This is a genomic window from Ktedonobacterales bacterium (genome assembly GCA_036557285.1).
Lineage (GTDB): Bacteria > Chloroflexota > Ktedonobacteria > Ktedonobacterales > DATBGS01 > DATBHW01.
The window spans coordinates 1-23061 of sequence record DATBHW010000038.1 but is presented as its reverse complement, the minus strand read 5'-3'; the positions used below and the strand labels follow the sequence as shown (position 1 = coordinate 23061).

General features: G+C 62.3%; 24 protein-coding genes. 9 read left to right on the top strand and 15 right to left on the bottom strand.

The genetic code is table 11. The annotated features are described in order from the left end of the window. Window positions 1-5 precede the first annotated feature (5 nt). The 3 genes from VH599_10710 to VH599_10700 all read right to left on the bottom strand — a co-directional run bounded on the left by VH599_10710 (window position 6) and on the right by VH599_10700 (window position 3548). Window positions 6-1331: a tetratricopeptide repeat protein gene (locus VH599_10710; GenBank protein ID HEY7348775.1), complete on the bottom strand. Its 1326-nt coding sequence runs from the start codon at window positions 1329-1331 to the stop codon at window positions 6-8. A 23-nt stretch (window positions 1332-1354) separates the two neighbouring features. Further along, window positions 1355-2452, bottom strand: a complete 1098-nt coding sequence (locus VH599_10705) for a tetratricopeptide repeat protein (GenBank protein HEY7348774.1) — start codon at window positions 2450-2452, stop codon at window positions 1355-1357. Window positions 2453-2603: 151 nt separating this feature from the next. Next, the gene (locus tag VH599_10700) at window positions 2604-3548 is read right to left on the bottom strand and encodes a tetratricopeptide repeat protein (protein HEY7348773.1); all 945 of its coding nucleotides are present in this window, start codon (window positions 3546-3548) and stop codon (window positions 2604-2606) included. 278 nt (window positions 3549-3826) lie between these two features. Here VH599_10700 and VH599_10695 point away from each other — a divergent pair, with 278 nt between their 5' ends. Then, window positions 3827-4522 carry a hypothetical protein gene (locus VH599_10695; protein ID HEY7348772.1) on the top strand — a complete coding sequence of 232 codons (696 nt, stop codon included), beginning with the start codon at window positions 3827-3829 and terminating at the stop codon, window positions 4520-4522. Here VH599_10695 and VH599_10690 read toward each other — a convergent pair. Then, entirely contained in the window at window positions 4489-4899 is a 411-nt protein-coding gene (locus VH599_10690) for a hypothetical protein (protein HEY7348771.1), read from the bottom strand. The genes VH599_10695 and VH599_10690 overlap by 34 nt on opposite strands. A 95-nt stretch (window positions 4900-4994) precedes the next feature. Here VH599_10690 and VH599_10685 point away from each other — a divergent pair, with 95 nt between their 5' ends. Continuing rightward, on the top strand, window positions 4995-5219 hold the full coding sequence (locus VH599_10685; GenBank protein ID HEY7348770.1) for a hypothetical protein: 225 nt from the start codon (window positions 4995-4997) through the stop codon (window positions 5217-5219). A gap of 14 nt (window positions 5220-5233) precedes the next feature. Here the strand turns inward: VH599_10685 and VH599_10680 are convergent, their stop codons facing one another. Further along, window positions 5234-5563, bottom strand: coding sequence for a hypothetical protein (locus VH599_10680; GenBank protein HEY7348769.1), 330 nt, complete (start codon window positions 5561-5563; stop codon window positions 5234-5236). 178 nt (window positions 5564-5741) lie between these two features. Here VH599_10680 and VH599_10675 point away from each other — a divergent pair, with 178 nt between their 5' ends. Then, on the top strand, window positions 5742-6218 hold the full coding sequence (locus tag VH599_10675; GenBank protein HEY7348768.1) for a hypothetical protein: 477 nt from the start codon (window positions 5742-5744) through the stop codon (window positions 6216-6218). A 1-nt stretch (window position 6219) separates the two neighbouring features. Here the strand turns inward: VH599_10675 and VH599_10670 are convergent, their stop codons facing one another. Further along, window positions 6220-6729 (bottom strand): hypothetical protein, encoded by a 510-nt coding sequence (locus VH599_10670; GenBank protein ID HEY7348767.1) that lies wholly within the window; start codon window positions 6727-6729, stop codon window positions 6220-6222. Window positions 6730-7209: 480 nt separating this feature from the next. On the opposite strand from VH599_10670, the gene VH599_10665 reads away from it, so the two are divergent. Continuing rightward, the gene (locus VH599_10665) at window positions 7210-7422 is read left to right on the top strand and encodes a hypothetical protein (protein HEY7348766.1); all 213 of its coding nucleotides are present in this window, start codon (window positions 7210-7212) and stop codon (window positions 7420-7422) included. Here the strand turns inward: VH599_10665 and VH599_10660 are convergent. Together VH599_10660 and VH599_10655 are read right to left on the bottom strand one after the other, a co-directional pair. After that, window positions 7411-8364 carry a hypothetical protein gene (locus tag VH599_10660; protein HEY7348765.1) on the bottom strand — a complete coding sequence of 318 codons (954 nt, stop codon included), beginning with the start codon at window positions 8362-8364 and terminating at the stop codon, window positions 7411-7413. The genes VH599_10665 and VH599_10660 overlap by 12 nt on opposite strands. A gap of 162 nt (window positions 8365-8526) precedes the next feature. Next, a complete protein-coding gene (locus VH599_10655) occupies window positions 8527-10644 on the bottom strand; it encodes a Mu-like prophage major head subunit gpT family protein (GenBank protein ID HEY7348764.1) in 2118 nt (705 codons plus the stop codon). Between the two features lie 428 nt (window positions 10645-11072). On the opposite strand from VH599_10655, the gene VH599_10650 reads away from it, so the two are divergent. From VH599_10650 to VH599_10635, 4 genes are all read left to right on the top strand, one after another. Then, complete coding sequence (locus tag VH599_10650) at window positions 11073-11552, top strand: ClpX C4-type zinc finger protein (GenBank protein HEY7348763.1); 480 nt, start codon at window positions 11073-11075, stop codon at window positions 11550-11552. 2 nt (window positions 11553-11554) lie between these two features. Next, window positions 11555-11839: a hypothetical protein gene (locus tag VH599_10645; protein HEY7348762.1), complete on the top strand. Its 285-nt coding sequence runs from the start codon at window positions 11555-11557 to the stop codon at window positions 11837-11839. Window positions 11840-11910: 71 nt separating this feature from the next. Further along, window positions 11911-12876 carry a hypothetical protein gene (locus VH599_10640; protein HEY7348761.1) on the top strand — a complete coding sequence of 322 codons (966 nt, stop codon included), beginning with the start codon at window positions 11911-11913 and terminating at the stop codon, window positions 12874-12876. Between the two features lie 646 nt (window positions 12877-13522). Continuing rightward, window positions 13523-14362 carry a hypothetical protein gene (locus VH599_10635; GenBank protein ID HEY7348760.1) on the top strand — a complete coding sequence of 280 codons (840 nt, stop codon included), beginning with the start codon at window positions 13523-13525 and terminating at the stop codon, window positions 14360-14362. A 290-nt stretch (window positions 14363-14652) separates the two neighbouring features. On the opposite strand, the gene VH599_10630 is transcribed toward VH599_10635, so the two are convergent. The 5 genes from VH599_10630 to VH599_10610 all read right to left on the bottom strand — a co-directional run bounded on the left by VH599_10630 (window position 14653) and on the right by VH599_10610 (window position 20177). Beyond that, window positions 14653-15168 carry a hypothetical protein gene (locus VH599_10630; GenBank protein ID HEY7348759.1) on the bottom strand — a complete coding sequence of 172 codons (516 nt, stop codon included), beginning with the start codon at window positions 15166-15168 and terminating at the stop codon, window positions 14653-14655. Between the two features lie 368 nt (window positions 15169-15536). Beyond that, the gene (locus VH599_10625; GenBank protein HEY7348758.1) at window positions 15537-16001 is read right to left on the bottom strand and encodes a hypothetical protein; all 465 of its coding nucleotides are present in this window, start codon (window positions 15999-16001) and stop codon (window positions 15537-15539) included. A 513-nt stretch (window positions 16002-16514) separates the two neighbouring features. After that, on the bottom strand, window positions 16515-17387 hold the full coding sequence (gene erm / locus VH599_10620) for a 23S ribosomal RNA methyltransferase Erm (GenBank protein HEY7348757.1): 873 nt from the start codon (window positions 17385-17387) through the stop codon (window positions 16515-16517). A 544-nt stretch (window positions 17388-17931) separates the two neighbouring features. Then, window positions 17932-19176, bottom strand: coding sequence for a PQQ-binding-like beta-propeller repeat protein (locus VH599_10615; protein HEY7348756.1), 1245 nt, complete (start codon window positions 19174-19176; stop codon window positions 17932-17934). A gap of 44 nt (window positions 19177-19220) precedes the next feature. Beyond that, entirely contained in the window at window positions 19221-20177 is a 957-nt protein-coding gene (locus VH599_10610) for a threonine/serine dehydratase (GenBank protein ID HEY7348755.1), read from the bottom strand. A 296-nt stretch (window positions 20178-20473) separates the two neighbouring features. Here VH599_10610 and VH599_10605 point away from each other — a divergent pair, with 296 nt between their 5' ends. Then, window positions 20474-21091, top strand: a complete 618-nt coding sequence (locus VH599_10605; protein ID HEY7348754.1) for a hypothetical protein — start codon at window positions 20474-20476, stop codon at window positions 21089-21091. A 148-nt stretch (window positions 21092-21239) separates the two neighbouring features. Here VH599_10605 and VH599_10600 read toward each other — a convergent pair whose 3' ends face one another. Continuing rightward, window positions 21240-22514 (bottom strand): transposase, encoded by a 1275-nt coding sequence (locus tag VH599_10600; GenBank protein HEY7348753.1) that lies wholly within the window; start codon window positions 22512-22514, stop codon window positions 21240-21242. Further along, a partial coding sequence (locus tag VH599_10595) for an IS607 family transposase (GenBank protein HEY7348752.1) occupies window positions 22501-23061 on the bottom strand: 561 nt, incomplete at its 5' end. The genes VH599_10595 and VH599_10600, both read right to left, overlap by 14 nt.

The following is a 23061-nucleotide window of genomic DNA, read 5'->3' as shown; positions in this document are numbered from 1 at the left end:
CCTCCCTACGGGAAAGGCCAATCTTCCGGCTCCTCTTCATCCTCGCGGGGAATATGGTGCTGCTTTGCCAGCCGCCGCTTCCAGCGCCGATCCTCACGATACGTCTTGAGCGCATCGCGGTAGCGCCCCAGCCGCAGCAGCGCCGCAACATAGCCTTGTTGAGCGCGCCGCCGGTATTCCGCGCTGCCGCCGTACCAGTTCGACGCCATGCGAGCGGCATCATACGCCTGGCACGCCTGTTCATAGCGTTTCAGCGCCATCAGCGCCTGGGCTTTGTGCAGCCCCGTCCCGTTGAGGTCAAAGGGCCGCCCGCCATCCAGCCGCTGGCACACCTCCAAGACCTCTTCATAGCGCCGCAGATGCAGCAGCGCCTCCACCTTCTGCGCATACGTAGCGCGGCTGGGGATTTCAAGCTGCAAGCTTTGCTGGCACAGCGCCAGCGTCTCCTCATAACGCCTCAGCGCCAGCAGCGCCTCCCCCTTGCCGGTGCGCGCCTCGCGCAGCAGCGGCCTCAGACGCAGCGTCTCCTCAAACGCCGCCAGCGCCTCCTCCGGGCGTTTCAGGCGCATCAGCACCTGCGCCTGGTGATACCACGCCAGCACATCCCTGGCGTTCAGCGCCAGCGCCCGCTCGCAGACCGCCAGGCTCTCCTCGTAGCGTTTCAGCTTTGCCAGGCTCTTGCTCTTATTCAGATAAATCCCAGGATTCTTCGGGTCCAGTTCCAGCGCCTGATCATACGCGCTGATGGCATCATCGTAGCGTTTCAGGTGAGAAAAGACATTCCCCTTGCCAAAATGCGAGGCCGCGTCATTCGGCTCCAGGCGCAGCGCCCAGCTATACGCCGCCAGCGCCCGCTCATAACGGCTCAGCCTGCTCAGCGCCTCCGCCTTGTTGCGGTGCGCCAGCGCGTTAGCGCGGTCTAGCTCGATAGCCCGCTCGGCGGTTGCCAGCGCCTCCTTCTCATTCTGAAGCTGCAACAGCACGCTCGACTTCCCAATATAGCTCGGCGCCTGATCCGGATTCAGATAAATCGCCCGCCCATAGGCATAGAGCGCCTCGTCATGCCGCCTGAGCATCGTCAGCGTATTGCCCAGGTTATGATACGCGCTGGCATCGCTGCGGTCCACCTGCACCGCGCGCTCAAAAGCGGCCACCGCCTCCTGTGGGCGCTTCAGACACAACAGCGTAATCCCCTTGCTGCTCCAGACACTGGCCTTCTTCGGATCCAGCGCCAGCGCCCGCTCGAACGCCGCCAGCGCCTCCGTATACTGCTGCTGCTTCAGTAGTTCCTGTCCCTCAGTGATCGCTTGGGTAATCTCTTCGGTATTCATACGGTTCCTGAAAAGGCTGGAGGCTAATACAGCGCCGCGCCGCGCCGCCAGGCTTGCAAATCTTGCAAACATTGTAGCACCTCAGCCCTGGCGTTCCGCGACTCCTCATCCGTCGGGTCCAATTCCAGCGCCCGCCCAAACGACGCCAGCGCCTCCTCATAGCGCCGCAGCCCCGCCAGCGCCAGCCCTTTCTGCGCGTGGACAGGCGCGTATTCCGGCTCCAGCTTGATAGCGCGAGCATACACGCGCAGCGCCTCCCTGGCCCGCCCCACCGCCACCAGTATCCGGCCCTGGCGAACATGCGCAAACGGGTTCAGCGGGTCCAGCCGCACCGCCTGCTCATAGACCGCCAGCGCCTGCTCCAGCAAATCGAGCCGGACCAGTTCATCTCCCCACCCAACATACGCCGGGGCACAATCCGGTTCTTGCTGGGCCACCCACCGATACAGCGCCAGCGCCTCGGCATGATAGTCCAGCCGCGACAGCAGCGCCGCCCGCTTCACCTGTGCCAGCCAGTTAGCCGGATTCCACTCGGTTGCCTGCTCCAGCGCCGCCAGCGCCTCCTCAGCGCGCCCCAGCGCCACCAGCGCGTCCGCCTTGCGCATCGGGGCCAGGCTATCAATCGGATTCAGCGCCATCGCGCGCTCAAACGCCGCCAGCGCCTCCTCTGGACAATTCAGCTTCAGCAGCGCGCAGCCCTTGTTCTGCCAGGCAATTGGATGGCACGCCTCAAGCGCCAGCGCCTGCTCGTAGGCTGCCAGCGCCTCCTCATAGCGCCTGAGTTCATACAGCGCCGTCCCTTTGCCCAGCCAGTAAAGCGCCTCCTCCGGCTCCAGACGCAGCGCCCGCTCATACGCCGCCAGCGCCTTCTTGTACTGCCCCAGCGCCCGCAAGATAGCCGCCCACTGCGCGCAGACACGCGCATCCCTGGGGATCACGCGCAGCGCACGCTCGCATACCACCAGGGATGACTCATACTCTCCTCGCCAGAAAAGCGCCAGGCTCGCCTGCAAGAGACGCTGCCCAACCATACGCTTCATCCCAGCCTTATCAGACACCTCGGCTGAAGGCCGCGACTTGATGATAACCAGGCGAGAACTGCCCCACATATCGCTAGACATACTGCGTGACCGCTTACTGGTAAAGTAAGCCTTCTTTCAGGGTATCTAGAGTATCTTCAGATTGTCCAGGGTATCTCCAGATTGTCTCCCAGTATAGCAGAGCAGCCGCCCGCGCGGGCCTATCAGCCCAAAGACTAGCCCAAATGGGGTATTACTCACCGCCCAGTTCTCTTGCCCGCTCATACGCCGCCTCCGCCTCCTCCACCCTGCCCAGCGCCGCCAGCGTCTCGCCCATACTCACCAGAGTGGCCGCGTCATCCGGGTTCTGGCGCCGCGCGTATTCCAGCGCCGCCAGCGCCTCCTCATAGCGTCCTAGCTCCTTGAGCAGATGGCCCTGCCGCTGATACAGCGCCGCCGTATACGGGTCCACCTCAATCAGCGGGGCCAGCGTCGCCAGCCCTTCCTCGTAGCGCCCGAGTTCAGAGAGCATATCCGCCTTGCCATAGCGGTACGCTTCCTGGGACGGCTCCAGCTCCATAGCCCGGTTATAGGCCGCCAGCGCCTCCTCGTAGCGCCTGAGTTTGCCCAACACCTGCCCCTCGCCATAATAAGCATCTGCGCTCTCAGGATTCCGCTGGACAGCGCACGCATACGCCGCCAGCGCCTCCCCATAGCGCCCCAGCGCCCGGAGCGCATGGCCCTGCCCCACATAGCCGGACGAATCTTCAGGATTCAGTTCGACGGCGCGCGTGTAGGCTGCCAGCGCCTCCTCGTAGCATTCGAGTGTATAGAACGTTTGCCCCTTGCTCCGAAAGGGCAGCGCCTTATCGGGATTCAAGCTGGTCGAGCGCCCGTAGGCATAAAGCGCCTCCTTGTAACGTCGCTCCTCGTAGGCTTTATCCCCTACCAGCGCCCAGAGGGCGGCATGCCGCTCGCTCACCATAGACGCCTCCCCGCAAATACTCAAGTTATGCCAGATGGTCACTCGTAGTATAGCAGAGTTAACGACAAACTCCACAGGCAAGAAAGACCCCATGCACAGCATATCCGAGTTCCACCACCTATCGGGGTTGCCACTTGTAGCGCCGCCATCTTGGCGGCCACCGCTGCGCCAGCGCGAACGCTCGCCCTCCAGGCCACCGTACCAGTGGACCAACGTCCAGCCGCCTGGAAGGGACGCGCGAGCGACCAACGGGAGCGAGAGTGCTGAGGCCCAGCCGAGGCAAGCGGCCCTTCCCGAAGGGGGCGGCGCTACAAGTAACACGCCTCGCCTGCCAACACCTCATGTGTGATGGAACTCATATCTGCCGCCGCTGGTCATTTTGCCGCCAAAATCGTACAATAGCATCAACTGAGACGAAGACCATCGCTTTTTCCCAGCTCTCCCTTCTATAAGGAACAGCAGGTATACAGCAGATATATTAAGGAACAGCTATGCGCTTCATGCGGCTCCCCTTCTTAATGATCATCATCGCCCTGGCCGCCTCCGTCTCGACACAGTTCGAGTACCTGCTGCGCTTTTTCGCTATGGCGCTGGCGGCGCTCACCCTGCTGGGCGCGCTCAGCGACATGCAGCGCGCCGCCCGCAACGTCAGCGGCATGCTGCAAGAAGACCTGCTCAAGCTCTGGTTTGGCAGCAAGCTCCGCGAGCAGCACACCTGGGACGCCCTCAAAACGCAGGTGAACCAGACCGCCAGCGCCCTCCGGCTGCCACCGCCCCTATCGCCTCCCCCCGACCCCAGCGCCAATGGCGCCCGAACCTCCGGCTCCATACGCCTCCCTGGTCCGGCCAGAAAGAAAGCATCCGCCGCCGCTGCCAGGGTCGTCGAAGCGCCCGACGAATCAGCCCCCCCTGGGCAGGCGCGCCCGCCGCTGGGGCCATTCTTGCGCCTGCTCGCCATCGAAGCCCTGAGCGAAGCCATCGTCGTTGCCGCCATCGCCCTCAACTGGTTCCTGCCCGCGCCCGGCGCCAGCCAGGGCGAACAGACCGCCCTGCTCATCCTGGGCCTGCTGACACTGGGCCTGCTCTGGTTCGATTGGCGGCTCACCCGTCGCTTTGTCGCCGCCATCCAGACGGAACTCGCGCGGCTCGCGCCTCAGACCTCCACCAGCGCCACCTCCAGTTCATAGCTCACGCCAACCTGCTGGCTGCGCAGGTCAGCGACCCGCTCCACCAGATCATCGAAATACGCCTGGACCGTCTGGCCCTCCGGGTCAGTGAAACTGAGCGCCGTCGCCACCTTGACATAGGATGCCCACAGCGCGTCGCGGTACTGCTGGCCCGTCAGGCCGGTGGGCGTGCCGTCATACTGCGCCAGATCATTCAGCGCCAGCGCCGTAAAGCGCCAGACGCGCCTGCCCGGCCCCAGGTCCACATAGCTCTGAGCGCCATCGGCTCGCACCGTCGCCCGGCGCACGCGGGGCCGCTCCAGCCGATACGTCCCCGGCTTCACCAGATAGCCGGTCCCATCCAGCACAACCTCACAATCCACCTTAATCGTCGGCATACCGCGCCCCCCTCAATAACTCCCTGCTTTCCGGCACAGTTGTTGCGAGCCAGGACGGTGCTGATACTCGCGCCGTTCGATAGGGGAAAGCGACCATGCTCGTCACACCATCTCAAATCGCCCTGTACTCGCTCGCGGCCCTCTTCGCCCTCTATCTTTGGGTGCGAGCCTTCACCTTCCCGCGTGGAGAGCGACGCCAGGCGATTATCATAGCCGCCATCTTCATGGCCTTGATGATCGCCATCGTCGTCGTCTTCTCGCTGCTCGTCCCCTGGCTCGTCTCGCTCATCACCACGCAGCCAATCACCGGCCTTGCCTGAGCAGCCCGGCCCCATCACGCCTGATGATCGCCCTGGCCTGGGGCGCGCCTCTCCACCAGACCCTCCTCATTCACCCGCAGCCCACGCCGCGCCAGCGAACGCTTGATCGTCTCCAGCAGGCGGCGCAGCCCCGCATTCTCCTGCTCCAGCAGGCGCATACGCTCCTGCAACGCCTCCACCTCAGCCTTATACGCCTGGGCCACGCGCTGATAAATCTCCTGCGACGTGCTGGCAACCGTCTTTTTCCACGCCGCCCAGCCCGCCACAAACACCAGCAGCACCGTCACCACATCCACCCAGCCCAGCACATCCAGACCATGCTCCAGGAATATGTCCATCTTCATTCGGCCAGCGCCCGGCGGGCAGCCGACCCTCACCTCCCATTTCAGCAAAGAGTACCTTTCAGACGCCCGCGCCAACCAACCCGATTGTGAACTCGGCCACAGCGCGCAGCCGAGGCTATGCTATACTGGCGCCAGAGCGGCGAAACCCATCCCGAAAACCAGATAGATGAAACCAACCATGTTCCTATTGATTCGCTTGTTTGCGCGCGCCCCGTCGCGCCTCTATGGCTATCTCCTGCTGCTGCCCCTGGTAACAGTCCCCTTCACTATGGGCCTTGCCCTCTTGATCGGGACCGGGCCGCCATCCCTGCACATAGACCCCGCCAATGGCCGCTACCTCAGCGATCCCCTCTGGCCGCTCATCCTCGCGCCTGGGCTGCTCAATCTGCTGCCCTGGCTGATCTTGCCCTCGGCCAGAGAGCCGCGCCTGCGCCTGCGCCTGCGCTTCCATGCCCGGCTGGCCGGAACGCTGGGCGCGCTACGGCTCATCGCCCCCATCGTCGTCTGGACGCTGACCGCGCCGCCTGCCTCCATGACCTTCTGCCCCAACCTCGAACCATGCGGCATGGACGCCCTGCTCTGGGCTATCGGCGTCAGCGTCGCCCTTTGGGTCGTCACCCTCTTCTGCTGGATCGCCACCCTCGCCCGCGACTAACTTACCACTCCAGCCAATCCAGATTTACCGCCACATTGCCCGCGCCCGCCAGCGGCAGCCAGAAGACCAACCCCGTCCCCGGCGGCAGCAGCGCCCCCGCAAGCTCTGGCGTCCATTGCAGCACCGCGCCCGCCGCCAGCGAGAACAGATCGGTCACATTCGCCGCAGCCGGAGCCGCGCCCGCGTTCGTCGTCGCCTCCAGCAGAGCGCCCGCACTCGTCACGCTGGTCCGATGCTTGTTATGGACAACCGCCGCCGTCCAGCCAGGGTCAGCCGCCAGCGTAGCAACCACCCCAAAAGCCACCGCGCTGTCTGCCACCAACTGCGCGCCATACACAAACACCTGGCGGCCACTGGCGGCGGGATTCCACAGCGCCACGCCCGCATTGCCCGCCGCCGCCAGCGCCAGCTTCCCGCTCGTCCCGCCAAACGCCTGCCCCTGGCGCACCAGCCGCTCAACGCTGGGCGCAACGCCCACATTCCCCAGACTATCAATAAATCCCGTCATCATTTCTCTCCTTCGCTAATCTGGCGGCTCCCACCCCCACCTGTAGCGCCGCCTTCCAGGCGGCCAACGCTGCGCCAGAGCGAACGCTCGCCCTCCAGGCCAGCCGAGGCAAGCGGCAGAGACGCGCGAGCGAGGCACAGCCGAGCGAGAATGGCCGCGCCCAGCGCGGTCAAGCGGCTCTGGCGAAGCCCTCTCCGAAGGGAGGCGGCGCTCCCAATAACACGCCTCGCTTGCCAACACCTTAGATTTGGTAGAACCATGCTTCACACCGCAGCCTTCAGGGGGTAGCATAAACGCGGTTGGCGCGTTAGAATGAGCGTGGCGGCCAGACACCGCGTGTACCGCCGCCTTCCAGGCGGCAGGCGGGGCCGAGGGGCGCGTGTACCGCCGCCGTCCCTGGCGGCGCCACGGAACGCCAAAGCGAACGTAGCACGCAGCGGGATATGCCCTGAGTCCATTCAGTTCACATTACGGAGGTCACAGATGCGTCGAAGCGTTCTGATCATCGGCGTGGTTCTGGCGTTCGCGCTCCTGCTTTTCGGCAGCGTCCTCGTCTTCCAGGCGTTTGACCGAACCTCGCATTCCGTCAGCGACACCCTGCGGCCATTCATCATCACCATGTTCCCCGTCTGGCTCGTCGCCATCGCCGGAGCCTGGGCGCTCCTGCGGAAATCTTCCCCATCCTCAGACGCCTGAAGAGGCATCCGCCAGCTTCAGCTTCTCATCAAACGTGCGCGGCAGCAAACCTGTCCGCGCCACAATCAGATCGAGCAGCGCCTGGTGGCGTTGCTCAAACTCCTCTCTGGTCAGGCCCAATGAAATCGTTTTTGAGGGCGGCTGATTGCGCCACCAGACGATAGCATCGCGCCCATAGAGCCGAAATGCAACCGCATCCTCCTTAGGCTCCACCTCGAACAGGCAAACCTCTTCCCAGCGCAGGAGCCGTCTTCGTCCGATATGCTCAGGGCGATACAAAATACCCGCTGCATCTGCTATTACTCCATACGGTTTACCAAGTATCCGAGGCAGAAAGAAGACGAACATACCAGTGAACAGCAGCGGCGCGCCAATCAGCAAGCTCACCACAAGCGCCAGCAAGCCACCGCGCACAAGCAGAGAAAGCTGCGCCGGATTGCTGGTAATGAGGGCATAGGCTGTATATATCCCAAGCCCTGCCCAGGCCGCAAAAATCGGCACAAAGACAAGATAGATAATTATCCAGATGAGACGCGAACTACCAGTGCCACGCCACAATAGTTCGAGCGAACCACCCGAAAGCCGGGGCGCGTTGCCAGGGTCAACCTTGATCGTCGCGCGTGGCATCGCCTCCTGGTTTCCCTGAATGGCGAGCAGCCGACGGTGAAAACGGTCCCTGCCCAGAGACGAACCCCACAGATAACCAATGCCCTGTGCAAACATGCCCAAAAGAGGCAAAACGCCCACAACCAAAGCGACTACAAAGAGAACAGCTATCACCAACAAGGGGATAGAAATCTGCCAGCCTGTTCCAAAGCCAGCAAAGTTAAACAGGCCAAGAACCTTTATCACCAGCCACACCAGGCTACCGAGCGCACCAAGAACCACCAGCACCCCCCAGACCCGTTGCGCCCACCAGAAGCGATCAGGAAATGCCCACATAGATGCCCTCCTGGCAAAGAAGCAGATAAGACAACAATGCCCCTTGCATGCCTTCATCTTATCGCATCTCAGCCAGGCAGACAAGAAAAGCCACTTGTAGCGCCGCCATCCCGGCGGCCAACGTCCAGCCGCCTGGAAGGCCGCGCTACAAGTGACAGCAGCTTAAATCCCCCGATACAGCCCGCGCCAATCCATCACCGCGCCACCGTATTCATGGCGCACTTTATAGCTGATCATATCTTGCGTAAAGTTCAGCCCATACAGCGGATTATCCTGAATGAACAGCGCCGGGTTCACCTGCCCGCCGACAAACCCGATCTCAATCGTATCCACCTCTGCCGGGTCTGCCGCCAGATACCAAGAGCTATTGGCTGGCGTGCCTGCTGCCGGAAGCTGCGTACTCACGATCAGTTGGGTATAGCCCATCATCGGATTGATGTCATTGTTATTGCTCCCTGGCATACCCGCCGACTTCACAATCACCATCCCCGTGAACTCCAGTTCCGGTGGCACAATCAGATACTTCGGGCGCAGACCAATGCGCTTGCCCGCAAAGTTCGTCTGCTCGCGCATCGCCGTCACCCCCGCCTGCATCGCGCTGCTCGAAAGCGCCACCGCGCCCAGATTGGTATGATTCGCCGCGTCAAAGAGCGGATTGCTATCGTAGATCGCCCCGTTGCCGCTCAGAAAGCCATACACAAACTCCGCCAGCGTATACGCCGCCGCAACCGCCAGCTTGCTCGGAATCTGCTTGATCGCGTGCAGATCATCGTTCAGAATCGCCTCGCGCGAAATCGTCACCAGATTGCCGCGCTTCGTCGCGCTGTACGTCGCCGAGCCATCCGCCAGCGTCAGCGTCGTATACGCCGCGTCCTCGGCCACTGTCGAAAGCGACCCAAACGCCCCCAGGCGCACGCGGTTCTGCTGCTTGAAATCTTTGATCGGCACCTCCGTACAGAAGCGCCGCCATTCCGCCGGAAACACCCGATAATCATGCAGCAGGCGCTTATTCATGCTCGTCCCCAGCAGATAGCCGAAGCTCGCCGTCGTCAGATCAGCTTCCGTAATCCGCGTCAGCGGCGCGCTCCCATCAACCTGAATCATCCCAACCGTCGAAAGATTGCTGATGCCGCGCACCGCCGGATCGCCCGAAACCCGCGCATACGCCTCGCGGATGCCGCTGAACGCACGCACGCCCGCAAACCGCGACTCCACCTCCAGATCGAACATCCGATCAAACGCCGCCTGAACCTTCTCGGCCTCCGTCACCATTGACGACACCTGCGCCTTTTCATAGCCCATCTCGCGGATCAGCCCCAGGCTTGCCAGCGCCGCCAGCGTCTCGCGCTCCTCGCTAATCGCCCGCTCCAGTTCATTCGCCTCGAAGACGCGCCCCCCGAAGCGCCGCCGCAGCTTACCAGCCACCGGACCCGGCAGATGGCTCTCACCCAGCCGACGCCCCAGCGCCAGCTCGCACTCCGCCAGCCGCTGCGCCTGCTGCGCCGCCTCCAGCGCCCGCTGGGCATCCGCCCGCAGCCCCGCAAGCTCCCCTGTCTCCGTCTGCTGCGCGCTCGCATCCCAGCCGTCCGTCTCACAGATGCGCTGGCTGGCCCGCGCCTCCTCCGCCTTATAGTAATAGCCGTCCTTCAGATCATCGCTCTCGCTCATCGCCCGCGTCCCCCCATCTTGATTCACCGCCCGCGCGCCCTCGCGGTGGATGCCCAGCAGCCTGCCGCCCGCGCCTGGCCGCGTCACCACATCACAACTATTCAGCGCCACAAAGCGCGTCACCGCCCGGACCATCTGCCCGCTGGCCTCGTCGCGCCGCGCCTCAACCTGCCCCTGCACATCAATAGAAACCCCGACCAGCCCCGGCATTCCCTGCTCCAACGCCTCGCGCAGCAGCGACCACAGCCAGTCTGCCGACTCCATCAAATGCAGCGTCGCCACCACCACCCGCTTGCGTGGCTGGCTTCCGCTGACCCGGCTTTCCTCCACCCGCGCGTGCCGATAAAAGCCCACCAGATCGCGCACGCTGCGCTCCGGGCGGTCCTGCGGGCCGGGATGATCGGCAAACGCCTGCGCTCCCTCCAGCAGCGGAACCAGCGAAGCCACGATCTCCGGCGCGTAGAAATAGCCATTCTTCGACAGACCGCCCCGCAGCGCGATCACATCAACCTCGCGCGCCTGCTCGCCAGGGAGCGCCCTGCCTCGCCTGCCTGGCGCAGCCGCCTCGCGCAGCACCCCCTCCAGAACAATGCGCTCGCCTGTTGTACCCATATGCCACTCCCTCCACCTGGAAATAAAGCAACTGAGAATAAAAGCTCCGCCCGTACTGCCGCCACTCCACGCGCACGCCGCCTGTACCGCCGCCGTCCCTGGCGGCGCACCGCTGCACCTTCATAGAGGCTGCTCTTCCAGGCAAACGCCACTTGTACCGCCGCCTTCCAGGCGAACGTCACGCCACTGCGGGCGGGGAACCCGTACCGCCGCCGTCTCGGCGGCTCAACGCTGGCCTACGCAAACGTGGCACTGGAGCGCGAACGTTCACCTGGCCGTTCGGTTGGCCTCCGAGACGGCGGTACATGCGCCCGCCTTGCGCTGCGCCCGCAGCATCAGCTATACTGAGAGAAGACAGGAAGGGTTCCTGGGCCTATCGCAGCAGCATCACCGCGCGCATCCCAAACCAGGAAAGCGAGGATGACACCATGCCAAACGGATTTAAGACGCATCCCCAGAAAACAGACCGCATGACATATCGCTGCTCGTTCTGCGGCAAGTCCCAGGATCAGGTCAGGCGGCTCATCGCCGGGCCTGGCGGCGTCTACATTTGCGATGAATGCGTCGCTCTCTGCCAGGAAATCATCGAAGAGGAACACACCTCGGACCCCATGCAAGCGGACAGCGGCGGCTGGATAGCCACCACCACCAGCCACGCAGGCAAACTCCACAAACAAGCGCCAACCACTCACCCGGCCCCCACCCCCTGCCCCGAATGCCAATCCGAGCGGATGCTGGCCGAAGCGGGCAACATCATCGGCTTATCAACGTCAGAGGAAGAGGCGTCCGACCTGGCTGGCAGATTCACCGAAACGTGGGCCATCGTCTGCCCCAAATGTGGCTATACAACCTTCTACGCCAAACAGCCTGAAAAGCTGAAGAAACAAGCGGGCCAGAGCAGAGAATAACCATGCTGTTCATCATCTTTCTCATCCTCGACCTCGCCTGCATCCTGCTCTCACTGGCGCTGCTCCTCACCAGCCGCGCTCGCTGGGCGCGCCTGGCCGCGCTCCTGCCGCTCTGCCTGGGCATCCTCTCCGGCGTCATCGGCCTCATCGGCCATGCCTCCCAGTTTCCCGCCTGGCGGCTCATCGTCGTCCTCATCTTCGCCGCCGCCATCACCGCCCTCATCTGCCTGCTCACAGCCCGCCTGTTGCTGGGCGTTGGCCCCAAACAGCCCTCGCAGCCACAGTAGTGCTTTCCACCAGCGGAGGATACCGATTGAGAAGAAATCAGCAAAGGAACATAGAGGCTCTCCTCGCCACATTGGCAAGCGTGCAAAGCAGCGATAAATCTCGGCGCGCGCTGCGCAAAGGGCGCATCGCCATACGCCTCGGCTTCCTGTTTTACGGCCTGCTTGTGGCCTGGAACACCTTCCTCAATGCCCCTGACTACTTCCAGCGCAGAGATTGGTGGGGCTTCTTCTGGCTCGTCTCACCCTTCATCGCTATGTTGCTGAGTTGGTCTGCCACTCAAAGAGAGGCAGAGCGGCGATGGCTGGGCGTACCTGGCAAAGCCCTGACCTTGCGAACGAAGCTGGCTGATGAAGAGCTTGTTCCGCCCGCTGCTGACCAGCCAGCCCCGCTGGGAGGAGATGAGCTTCCCCTCACCCCCACACGGATCGGCCCGCTCAAACGCTGGAAAGCCTCGATGATCGTCTCCGCTATCTTTAGCGTCTTCTTCCTGCTCCTGGGGCTGGGCAGTGGATGGGGCTTCCTGTTCCTGCTGGCGCTTCCTGAATCTGGATTTCAGGCAGGTCCAGACTTCCCTCTCATCGAGTTTATCTCCGTTGTCATCACCTTTAGCCTCATCGTCCTGTTCCTGTGCGGCCTGGGCATTGCCTTTCTGATCGCTGCCTGGCGAGCGCCGCGCGGCTCGACAGTCATAGCCGACGACTGGGGGCTGCGCTGGCGGAAGGGCGGCTGGGGCCACAAGAGCCACGCCGCTCTTGCCTGGCACGATGTACAGGGCTTCTATTTTGCCGCCTACCAGAGCAAAAAAGCTGGCGCCTACAAAGCCTACCTGCTGGATAGCTGCGACACAGCCTTCCTCTGGAGGCTCATCCCTCGCGCCGCCCCTGCTGAACTGGCGGCAAGCGAATACCTCTCCCGCCTCATCGTAACCCGCGCTCGCTTGCCGCTGCGCGACCTATCTAGCCTGCTTACCTCAGTCGTCAGTCAGGAACCGACAGAGGCTACCGCTGGCGCTCCAGCAAATACCCAACAACTATAACCCATTGCAAACAATCGCCCCCTTTTTGCAGCAATTCCTACCTGAGAAGCCGCAATCCGGCACGCTTTTTGCTACCTTGCGGGTGCGACCCTGCGCCTGTGGGAACCAGAGATGGATTCTGCTCGATGTAGTGGCGCTTCTGTGATTGCTCGTCCTGCGCGTCAACCGACGTGTGGGCATCGCTATAAACAACGTAGACACGGTGTTACCCCGGCTCAGGCCGCTAGCTCTGACTCGCTGGCTAGTTGGCTGAAAGCTAGCTCGTTCCCAGCGCGCCCTCCGCGCCGCGGACCGACAACCGGAATCATTACCTATGGCTCGTTATCCCACGCACCGTGGCGCGCGTTGCCTGTGTGGTTGTGTAACGGAGAGCCTGGCAGCCTGGTGATCGCTCAACAGGTTGCCCTCTCAGTCTACTTACCGCACCCTGCATGGCAAGAACAGGCGCGCCCTCCCTCATCGTTCCCCATCTCCCACCTTCCCGCCTCGTCGTGTCGCTCAATCGCTGTACCCGTGTAATCAAACCCTGGCGCGGCAAACGCTGCCCATCCTGGGGAGCGGCGTAGTTTTAACCGCCAGCACGCTCGCGCACATTCACCTGGTCGTCTGCCTGCTATTTGCCATCCACGCCACAAGGAGGAACGCCATGTTCAATCTCAACGCCCTGGTGATCTTAACCATCTTCAACCTGATCGCCCTCGTACAAATCGCCGCCAATATCCTCGCGCCTGCCAGGCTCCAGCGTGGCCCCATCCTGGGGGCCGCCGCGATCTGCCTGGCAACCTCCTTAACCGGCCTGGCAATGGCAATGCTCGTCCCCTCGCCCGTCGTCGGCGTCGCCAGCGTCACCATCGCCGCCCTTGTCAACCTCTTCGCCGTCCTGGGTACCGGCCTTGATCGGCTCAGTGACCCCGGCTCGACGGAAGCCATACGCCATCTGCGTGGACTCGCCCGCATCGCCATCATCGGCTCGCCCCACGAGCCTGCCTTCGCAGGCGCAGCCCCACTCGCGCTCAGCGCCCCCACACGCAGCAAGCCCGTGCTCATTCGCGCCCCCGCTCAGCCTCCCGCCCTCCCTGGCCCCGACCCGCTGCCTAAATTGCTGGAGGCTGCCAATCGGCTCGCCCTTCCCGCGCTCAGGCCCACCCGGCCACAGCGCAGCGCGACACACATCCCCACCAGCGCCAAACCCCTGGCCCCCCGCCAGAACTATACCGTCCCACGCCGACCCAACCGACTGCCAACCTCTTCGCTCGCCTTCCTGCTGAGCGTTGACCCAAAGGACGCGCCAGACATCTTTGCTGACGCCCGCGCCAGCATGAGCGAGCTTTCCGCGCTTGCCCATCGGGTGCGCCTGGTCTCTGACCCGCGCCGCCCAGTCTCAACCCCACAGAGTACCAACGTCTGGCCGACAACCTTCTCTGAGCCAGACCCGGCCTGGCGTACCTCCTATGGCCGGCTTCCAGCCCTCGCCGCTGGCGTCTAAGCAGGATGTACTCTGTGGACCCTCGTCCAGCTTGAGGCTGGCTGTCGATAGTGCGCTGCAACCATATGGTCGCAGCGCACACTGCATCTCGGCCCACTGAGAGGCCAGGCGAAGCCGGATACCTCAACCCAACCCCACACCACATCAACCGGCCCCCGCCTCTCCCGTTCGATCCCTCGAACAATCTAAATATAGAAGAAATGTTCTACCTTGACAAGCCCGTAAAGTCCCGCCACTTCCCGCCATCCCCCGTCAAAGCCGGCGCCAATTTCCCCAAAAGCGCCTGCCCCTCAGACCATTCCCGTAAAACGATCATTCACATACGCCAGCTTCGCCGCCTCATCCCGCCGCGACGACAGGAAGCGCACCCACGCCTGCCGCTCGTGCCAGACCGCCCCCAACTCCCATACACAGAACGCCCCTCGATGGCTGCTCTCGAACTCCGTCGGCTCATAGCCCCCGGCCCGCATCAAATCCTTCACATACGTTGATTCCCAGACCTCGTTCGTATTCCGCCAGGTCTGGATCATCAGCAGCAGCACCGACCCGCAGTGATGCAGCAGCACAAAACCCAGTTCATCCGCAAACTTCAGCCGCTCCACCTCCCTCGCCACAAAAGCGCGGCTCTCCGCAGCCTGCTCCTCAGCAATCTCCACATCAGGGCGGCGAATATCGTACCACTTCAGATACGCCCCCGGCAGGCTCAAATCCTCCCCCGGCGTCACCAGCTTCTCATAATACACATACCCATCAGGGACCACATTTCCCAAACGCCCCAGATGCGGAATCTGCTCGACAACCGGCATACCAACCCTCTTTCTTTGGAATCTTTACATGCCCTGTAGCCCCCCATTTTGCTGAGGGGCTACCTTTAGTATACAGGCATATCCGGTCAGCATCGGTCCTCATTGCCACGCGCCTTGCCATCTCAGAGTTCCACCACACAGGAGACACCGGCAAGCGAGCGCCACTCGTACCGCCGCCGTCCCGGCGGCCCACCGCCGCGTCCACGCGCACGCCCCCCTCCAGACAACCGCCACTCGTACCGCCGCCGTCCCGGCGGCCCACCGCTCGCCTGCCGGTCCGTTGGCTCGGAGGGCGGACGCTCGCCAGGGCGAATCGTTGGCCGCCTGGAAGGCGGCGCTACAGGTAGCCCCTGCTTTTTAGTAGACCCCTATCCAATCGCATCCAGCGCCCGCTGGAACTCCGTCAGCGCCAGCCCCACATCGCCCAACTGCTCCACCAGCGCCAGATAGAGCCGCCGCAGATACGCCCCCTGCGACACCAGCAGCGTATTGCGCGTCATCCGGCTGATGCTGCCCAGCGGCGCTTCCAGCACCCGCCACGTCACCTCCAACTCCGTCAGCACCAGCGTGCATTTCGTCTGGAGCGTAGCCTTCGCCAGTTGCCCCTCATCCGGGCGCAGCCGCCGCCCGCTCTGCACCGCCAGCGGCGTCTTCTCACCCTGAAAGCGCGGCGGACGGCGCAGCGCCCGCACCAGCGCCGCGCGCAGCGGCTCAGGCAGATTGCACGTCAGCAAGCGCAGGCCGTATTCCCGCCGCAGCGGATTCGACCCGACATAACGACCAGAGGGCGGGGGAGGCGGAGGGGACGGGGGCAAACCAGAGAATATCGCCATAGATGGCGCTCCTTTCGACATATCCGGCCAACAATCCGTCACATGCCGAAACGGCCCCCTCCTGGCGCGGCGACTGGCATAACCTTGCCGGAGAAAGCGCGGATGACGCGCGCTTCCCTATCCAACAAGGGGCAGCCCAGCCTTGCTTCAGGAAGGGGCCGTCGAGCGAACTACCAACTAGGCACAATATCCAGTGATAGAATACCCTCAGCCCCATTCCTGGCGCGTCCAGGTCTGGGGGGAATGACGCGGTGGTGATTGCTTCGCCACCGCGCCATGCCGTCCAGCACAACTCATCACAAGACCCGCTTGTTCCGAGCAACCATAGTATACCTGCCTGCCCCCATCCTGTCAAGCGGCATAGGACCAGAGGAATAATACCACCACTCGTACCGCCGCCGTCCCGGCGGCTCACCGCCGCGCCCGCGCGCACGCCCCCCGAGCAACCGCCACTCGTACCGCCGCCTTCCCGGCGGCTCACCGCCGCGCCCACGCGCACGCCTGCCCCTTGTTTTACACGCGCAGGCGTGTTCGACGCCTCTTCTGCAACCTGCCCTGCTGCTGCACAAGCCGCTGCTCGCTCCCCGCTATCAGACGCCTCGCCTGCGCATTCGCCTCTTCCTGGAAACACGCGAACAACCCCAACCACTGCTCCACCGTCAGCATCGTTGGCGTCGCCGCATCATCAAAGCCCACCGCCCTCTTGATATGTCTCAATTGCAGCCCGCTAAAAACCCCCTTCAAGCTATCGGCCAGCGTCGGCTGCCGTCTCGTAAAACCATACACCACAAAATCGCGGAAGCCCTGCCGCTCCTTCTGGCAGACCAGCGGCGGCCCCCGCTTGCGCAGCCGCAGCATCACCACATCCACCTGCGGCTCCGGCACAAAATCCTGCCGCCGGAACCGATGCACCAGTTCCACCTCAAACCAGGGCTTCAGCAGCAGCGTTCGCAGCGACTCGCGCGGCTCCCCCAGGAACATCGCCGCCGCCTCCTGCTGCATCGCCAGGTACGCATCCTCCGGTGCGTGATCCCCCGTCAGCCTCGCCACAATCGCCGCCGTAATATTGAACGGAATATTCGCCACCACCTTATACGGCTGGCGCGGCAAACGATACTCCAGAAAATCACCCGCGTGGATCGTCACCTGCGGCCTATCCGCGAACCGCTCAAGCAGCAGCGCCGCCAGGCGCGAATCTTTCTCAATCGCCACCACCCGCTTGCAGCGCAAAGCAAGCTGCTCGGTAATAATCCCCTTGCCTGGCCCAATCTCATACACCACATCGTCACGCCCCACCGCGCAGCGATTCAGCAGCGCCGCAACCAGGCGCGCATCCTTCAGAAAATGCTGCGCGTAAAAGACACCTTCTCGGCACGTTGATGACATCAGCACACCATCCTTTCAAGATACAGGCAGCCAGCAGACACAAAAAAGCCGCAGAGCCAACCAGCTCATGCGACTTGGTGCGAAGCCCGATCTTAAAAAGACGGCGCGGCAGGCAGCGCGCCGCATCCACGTTCACTCAAGAAACGCAGACCACGCGCGCTCAAGCAATAGCCCCAGGATGGGCTTCGCTCAGACCTGCCGAATGCGTGTCATCACGCAGAAACCTTTCATCACCTGACTGTTCATAACGCCCTCACTATAACACACCGCGTGGCCCATGTCCAGCGGTTTTCCCTCAACGGTTATCGGCAGGCCACTTCTAGCGCCGCCTTCCAGGCGGCCAACGCACTTGTAGCGCCGCCATCTTGGCGGCCAACCGCCTGTACCGCCGCCGTCCCTGGCGGCCAACGCACTTGTAGCGCCGCCATCTTGGCGGCCAACGCTTCGCCAGTGCGCGCGCTGCTCTTAGGTGCAGCCGCCGCGCCGATGCAGGCGGGGGGAGTCCCTGTAGGCGGACTTGGCGGCGGAGCCTCTAGCCGCGATTTTAATCGCCCGCCTGTGACGGAGAAAGCTGGTTGATGCCTTCCTCATGCCAGAGTTCCGCTCCCGTACTGGCGTCCAGTGCGTACAGCGTGCTGTACCCTGACCCATCAATTTTTCCCAGGTACAGCGCCCCGTTCATCACCGTCGGTGAGGTAAACCTGTTCCCCTGATTCGCCCCCAGCCCCGTATGCCAGCGCACCGTCCCATCGCTCGCGTCAAACGCATACGCGCCATCTGCTGTAAAGTAGACGACGCCATTGATGACTATCGGGGTCGAACTACTGCACGTATCCGCCTGGTAACGCCAGCGCAGCTTCCCTCGCGCCGCGTCAAGCGCGTAGAGGGCGCAAGGGAAGCCGCTGATATAGACCACCCCATTAGCAACCACCGCAGAGCCTCCCACCATCCCGCTCTCGTAGCGCCAGCGCAGTGCTCCCGTTGCCGCATCGAGCGCGTAAGTATCCGGCAATCCTGGTGTCATCCCAGAGGGGCCGTTACCGTTGATGTCGCCAACATACACGCTGCCATCCGCCACCGTTGGCACGTTCCCAATCGTATCATCCAGCGTATAACTCCAGCGCAGTGACCTATCCTTCGCGTCGAACGCATACACAGCCCCCTGCGAGTAAGCATAGATCACCCCATTGACGACGGCTCCGAAGGACTCCTCCATCGGAAGACGCCAGAGCATCTTGCCGTCTTGCGCGTCGAGCGCATACGCCCCAGTGTACAGCACGCCATCAGCTTCTATCGGCAGCGCGTAATCAACAAATGGAATCGAAACAACCTCGCAATCAGTCTTGCGCAGCCAGCGCAGCGACCCATCCCTCGCATTGAACGCATACGTATATCCTCCATAGCCGGAGACGCACACAAAGACGACGCCCTGCGCACCTAATGGTGTACCAATCACCGCAACGGGCGGGGGAGGACAACTTCGCGGACACGGAAACGTCCCCGTGACCATAATACGATTACACCAGCGCACAGCCCCCGTATCCGGGGAGAACGCATACAGCTTGCCCCCAACCGAACCAGCATACACAGCCGGTTGAGAGGCTGGTGGCGTTCCTGTCCTGGTCGGGACGGCTTGCTGCCCTGTGCAGCGTGTCAGCGCATAGCCCCTGTCAGAAGCCTGCCCCGCGTCCCCAACGCCTGCCGCCTGCGGGGAACATCCGGCCAGAGCCGAAACGAACAGAGCAAGAGCGCAGAACGGAAGAAAAATGTGTCTTGCAGAGGAAAACATCGCGCCACTCCTTTCATCCCTAAAAGGGTCAGTTGCTTAGCATGCTAGGGCATAGCCCCCTGAAGAATCTTCACCAGCTTCGCCGTATCAATATTGCCGCCCGAAACCACGCAGACAACCTTCCCCTCGCCCGCCTTGCCCGCCAGCGCCGCCGCCACCGACACTGCCCCCGCCCCCTCGGCAATCACATGGTTGCGCTCGGCCAGCAGCTTCACCGCCCCCGCAATCTCCTCCAGCGTCGCCACCAGCGAACCATCCAGCAGCCTGCTCACCAGCGGCCACATCTCCTCCAACACAAACGGGCTGCCGATCCCATCCACAAAGCTGGCCTGATACTCAATCTTCTTCGGCCCGCCCGCCGCCAGCGCCGCCGCCAGCGCCGCCGATGGTTCCGCCTCGCAGGCATAGACGCGCGTCTGCGGCCTCAGCGCCCGCAGCGCCGAAGCAATACCGCTGCTCAGACCGCCCCCGCCGAAGGGAACAAGCACCGCATCCACATCCGGCATATCCTCCAGAATCTCCAGGCCAATCGTCCCATTGCCCGCCATCACCCCCGCATCGCTCACCGGATGCACAAACAGCCCATTCATCCCCGCGAAGCGCCGCGTCCTCAATACCTCGAACCACTCCGCAAACGGAACCTTGATAATCCTTCCCCCCAGCCGTCGAATCGCCTCCAGCTTCGCCTCTGGCGCGTGATCGGGGACCACAATCGAACACGCCAGCCCCATCCGCCGCGCCTGCCAGGCCACCCCCTGCGCCATATTCCCCGCGCTCGCCGTCCATACCCCTCCCGCCAACTCTTCCCTCGACGCCAGCAGCAGCGCGTTGCTCGCCCCGCGCAGCTTAAACGAACCAATCGGTTGCAGATTCTCCAGCTTCAGATAGATTTCAGCATCCTCCACGTTCAGGCGAACAAGCGGCGTGCGAATAACCGCGCTGGCAATGCGCCCCCGCGCGGCGCGAATCTCTTCAAGCGGGAGAGCGGTAGGTGCGTTCATAAATCAAAGCCTCTCTGTTTCGATGCGGCGCTCCTCATCTACAGAAGATTACCCATATCGTCCGACACACCTCGGCTCATGGACAACCAGGATCGCCGCCCATAATATACAGCATCCTGCGGATGAGAACGCGCCGCTTTTCAGGTATCCTCTCCCCAGAACAATCAACACAGCGGGTCGCGCGGCAAATGACGGGAAAACGCCGTTGCTACCAGCGTCACTCCACTGCCTGTTGAATGTATCCAAATAACCTCTTAACCGCACATGAAGAAGTTCTGCAAGAAAGGGAAAAACCTATGTTAAAGTTCTTCCGTACCTGGCTCAAGGGATCGCCTTTGCTGATCCTGGCCCTCGTAGCCCTGGCGGCCTGCGGCTCGAATCCAGCGCCCACCACCACCGAAGTAAACCCACAAAAAAGCGGCTTTAAGTTTTCTCTGGTACCTTCTTCTGCGGCAATCACCACCTGCCTGCCTCACGCATCAGGGTCAGCCAGAATCACCAGGGGCGAATTGAACGAGGAAATGACCATCACCGTCAACGGCCTCGCGCCCAACACCGGCTATGACCTCTTCGTCACCGAGCTTCCACACGCGCCCTTTGGTATCGCCTGGTATCAGAGCGACCTGGAAACCAACCACGAAGGCAATGGCAGCGTCAGCGTGCGCGGCATCTTCAACGAAGAGACCTTCTCCGTCTCACAGGGCGGCCCCACCACCACCTTCAAGGCCACCCATCAGTTCCACCTGGGTCTCTGGTTCAATGACCCCGCCGTCCCATTCAACCTCGGCTGCGAGCCTGGCAAGACCTCGCCCGTCGTGACACCGTTCAATGGCGAGCAGCACGCTGGCATCCAGGTACTCAACACCAGCAACTTCTCCGATGACGCTGGCCCGCTCTCCAAAGTCTCCGCATAGCACAGCTTTTCCTTCCGTCGCGGGTCGCGCGCAGAGGGCGTCTGGAATTCCAGACGCCCTCTGCGCTTATAAAGACCGTTACCCTTCTTGTTTCTCGTTGGCATCCGGGTTGCAAGATCACTTTCACAGTATCACAAAGCATAGACAGCTATGCTCTGGTTGGTAGGATTGCCGCTCTATCCAGCGCACAAGGCTGGACAACCGTAGAGATCGGTAATCCTACTGGCCGTACTGCTCTGACGGCCTCTATCCCCTGCCCGAAGGAATTGGGGAATGCTTTTCGGCCAATGTTGTAGCTGCCGTTCACATCGGCGTGAATGCGCCGCCCATTCTTGGCCCGATACAACCCGCGCTCAACCCGCTTGCCACTGAAGACATGGTTATTTTCCTGCTTCGGGTCGTAGACCGGCAGCGGGTCCAGGTCAAGGAAGGATGCTTTGGAGGTGTAGCTCTCTTCCTGCACCTTCACGGCAATGCCTACCAGTTCCGCTTTGTAGCGCAGCATCTTGATGAAGCGAGCGTGCGGTATCTGGACAAAATGCTGGTTGTTGACGCGCCCTAACTCTATCTCCTGTTTCCAGAGCAGATTTTTGCCAATGACCAGCGTGCCGATGCCCTCGCTCACCAGTAGCGAGATGATCGTCTTGCTGGCAGCGTGCAGATAGTGATTGATGCGGCGCGTCCGCTTCGTCGTCAAGCGTTCCATGCGTGCTGTCGTGCCAACGTATCCTAATGCCTCTTGCAACTCAGCCCGGCGCTTGTTGTAGAACTGGTTGTAGCTTTTCAGGACGCGCCCGTTAACAAGGTGTGGGACAAAGCCCCCTTTGTTTGAGGTTAACGCGGCCAGCGTATCTACTCCGAGGTCAACAGCAGCATACAGGGCAGGATTACCAGAGGGGGCAGCTTCCGCCTGCTCATACACGATTTCCACCACAGAGAACCCGATACGTGGCACGATGCGTGCCTGCTTAACGGCTTTGTGGGCGGTCTGCACTTCGATGGCAAGGCCAGAGGGGGCGAGTATCCCACGCGCCAACGCCCGGCGCGAAATGGCCTGCCTATCATAGATCAGCAGGAAGCGGCCCTTCGTCTTGTCCTTGTATTTGGGCAGTTTCGGGCGTCCGGTGAACGTGCCTGGGTCTTCCCGGTACGCCTCACAGGCCGCAAAGAAGGCTCGCCAATTCTTATCCAGTTGGCGCAGAATATCATTAGAGACTTTGCGCGGCAAGGCGGTATAGGCGTCGTGGTGTTTGAGCAGATGGAAGAGTTCTGCATAGCCGATGTACCGCCGCTCAAAAATAAAGGCTTGCCGCACGAGATAATTGGCGGCGTTGTAGAGATTTTTCGCCTTGAACGCCGCTGCGTCAATGGCGGCAAAGCGTGGGTCGGACTTCCCGATCACATGCTGCTCAACCAATTGCATCGGCATCCTCCCCCGCTTCCAACTGTTTGACCAGCGCTTCGGTTTTGCGTTTGGCCCGGCGTCTCCCATAGAGACGGGCGGTGAACGAATAGAGGATAGAGGTGAGATCGGCCATGAGGTCTTCGGTCTCGTTTTCTGCCTGATTGACCACTTCAATGGTGCGGCCCTGTTCCCGCAAAAGCGTCTCCAGATAGCGGAAACCAAAACGGGTGAGCCGGTCCCGATGTTCCACCACCATCAAGGTGATGGCCTGGTCCTCTAAGAGCGCCAGCAGTTTGGGGCGGCTATCATTGACGCCGGAGGCGATCTCTTTCACGACTTTGCTCACCTGATAGCCCTTCGCAGCGCAGTACGAGAGCAACCGTTCCGCTTGCCGATCTAAGTTCGCCTGATGCTCATGAGACGGGACGCGGGCATAGATGGCGACCCGCTGCGCTGGCGCGGCTGGCTCTTTCGGCTCTTGCACAATGATGGTGCCGGTCGGAGCCTGATAGCCGGGAATCTGGCCCGCTTTCCACCAGCGAAAGGCCGTCCGATAACTGATGCC

Excerpts from the sequence above, each read along its gene's own strand:
- VH599_10710 (HEY7348775.1), bottom strand. The coding sequence starts at position 1,331 with ATGAATACCGAAGAGATTACCCAAGCGATCACTGAGGGACAGGAACTA.
- VH599_10705 (HEY7348774.1), bottom strand. The coding sequence starts at position 2,452 with ATGTCTAGCGATATGTGGGGCAGTTCTCGCCTGGTTATCATCAAGTCG.
- VH599_10695 (HEY7348772.1), top strand. The coding sequence starts at position 3,827 with ATGCGCTTCATGCGGCTCCCCTTCTTAATGATCATCATCGCCCTGGCC.
- VH599_10690 (HEY7348771.1), bottom strand. The coding sequence starts at position 4,899 with ATGCCGACGATTAAGGTGGATTGTGAGGTTGTGCTGGATGGGACCGGC.
- VH599_10685 (HEY7348770.1), top strand. The coding sequence starts at position 4,995 with ATGCTCGTCACACCATCTCAAATCGCCCTGTACTCGCTCGCGGCCCTC.
- VH599_10680 (HEY7348769.1), bottom strand. The coding sequence starts at position 5,563 with ATGAAGATGGACATATTCCTGGAGCATGGTCTGGATGTGCTGGGCTGG.
- VH599_10675 (HEY7348768.1), top strand. The coding sequence starts at position 5,742 with ATGTTCCTATTGATTCGCTTGTTTGCGCGCGCCCCGTCGCGCCTCTAT.
- VH599_10670 (HEY7348767.1), bottom strand. The coding sequence starts at position 6,729 with ATGATGACGGGATTTATTGATAGTCTGGGGAATGTGGGCGTTGCGCCC.
- VH599_10665 (HEY7348766.1), top strand. The coding sequence starts at position 7,210 with ATGCGTCGAAGCGTTCTGATCATCGGCGTGGTTCTGGCGTTCGCGCTC.
- VH599_10660 (HEY7348765.1), bottom strand. The coding sequence starts at position 8,364 with ATGTGGGCATTTCCTGATCGCTTCTGGTGGGCGCAACGGGTCTGGGGG.
- VH599_10655 (HEY7348764.1), bottom strand. The coding sequence starts at position 10,644 with ATGGGTACAACAGGCGAGCGCATTGTTCTGGAGGGGGTGCTGCGCGAG.
- VH599_10650 (HEY7348763.1), top strand. The coding sequence starts at position 11,073 with ATGCCAAACGGATTTAAGACGCATCCCCAGAAAACAGACCGCATGACA.
- VH599_10645 (HEY7348762.1), top strand. The coding sequence starts at position 11,555 with ATGCTGTTCATCATCTTTCTCATCCTCGACCTCGCCTGCATCCTGCTC.
- VH599_10635 (HEY7348760.1), top strand. The coding sequence starts at position 13,523 with ATGTTCAATCTCAACGCCCTGGTGATCTTAACCATCTTCAACCTGATC.
- VH599_10630 (HEY7348759.1), bottom strand. The coding sequence starts at position 15,168 with ATGCCGGTTGTCGAGCAGATTCCGCATCTGGGGCGTTTGGGAAATGTG.
- VH599_10625 (HEY7348758.1), bottom strand. The coding sequence starts at position 16,001 with ATGGCGATATTCTCTGGTTTGCCCCCGTCCCCTCCGCCTCCCCCGCCC.
- erm (HEY7348757.1), bottom strand. The coding sequence starts at position 17,387 with ATGTCATCAACGTGCCGAGAAGGTGTCTTTTACGCGCAGCATTTTCTG.
- VH599_10615 (HEY7348756.1), bottom strand. The coding sequence starts at position 19,176 with ATGTTTTCCTCTGCAAGACACATTTTTCTTCCGTTCTGCGCTCTTGCT.
- VH599_10610 (HEY7348755.1), bottom strand. The coding sequence starts at position 20,177 with ATGAACGCACCTACCGCTCTCCCGCTTGAAGAGATTCGCGCCGCGCGG.
- VH599_10605 (HEY7348754.1), top strand. The coding sequence starts at position 20,474 with ATGTTAAAGTTCTTCCGTACCTGGCTCAAGGGATCGCCTTTGCTGATC.
- VH599_10600 (HEY7348753.1), bottom strand. The coding sequence starts at position 22,514 with ATGCAATTGGTTGAGCAGCATGTGATCGGGAAGTCCGACCCACGCTTT.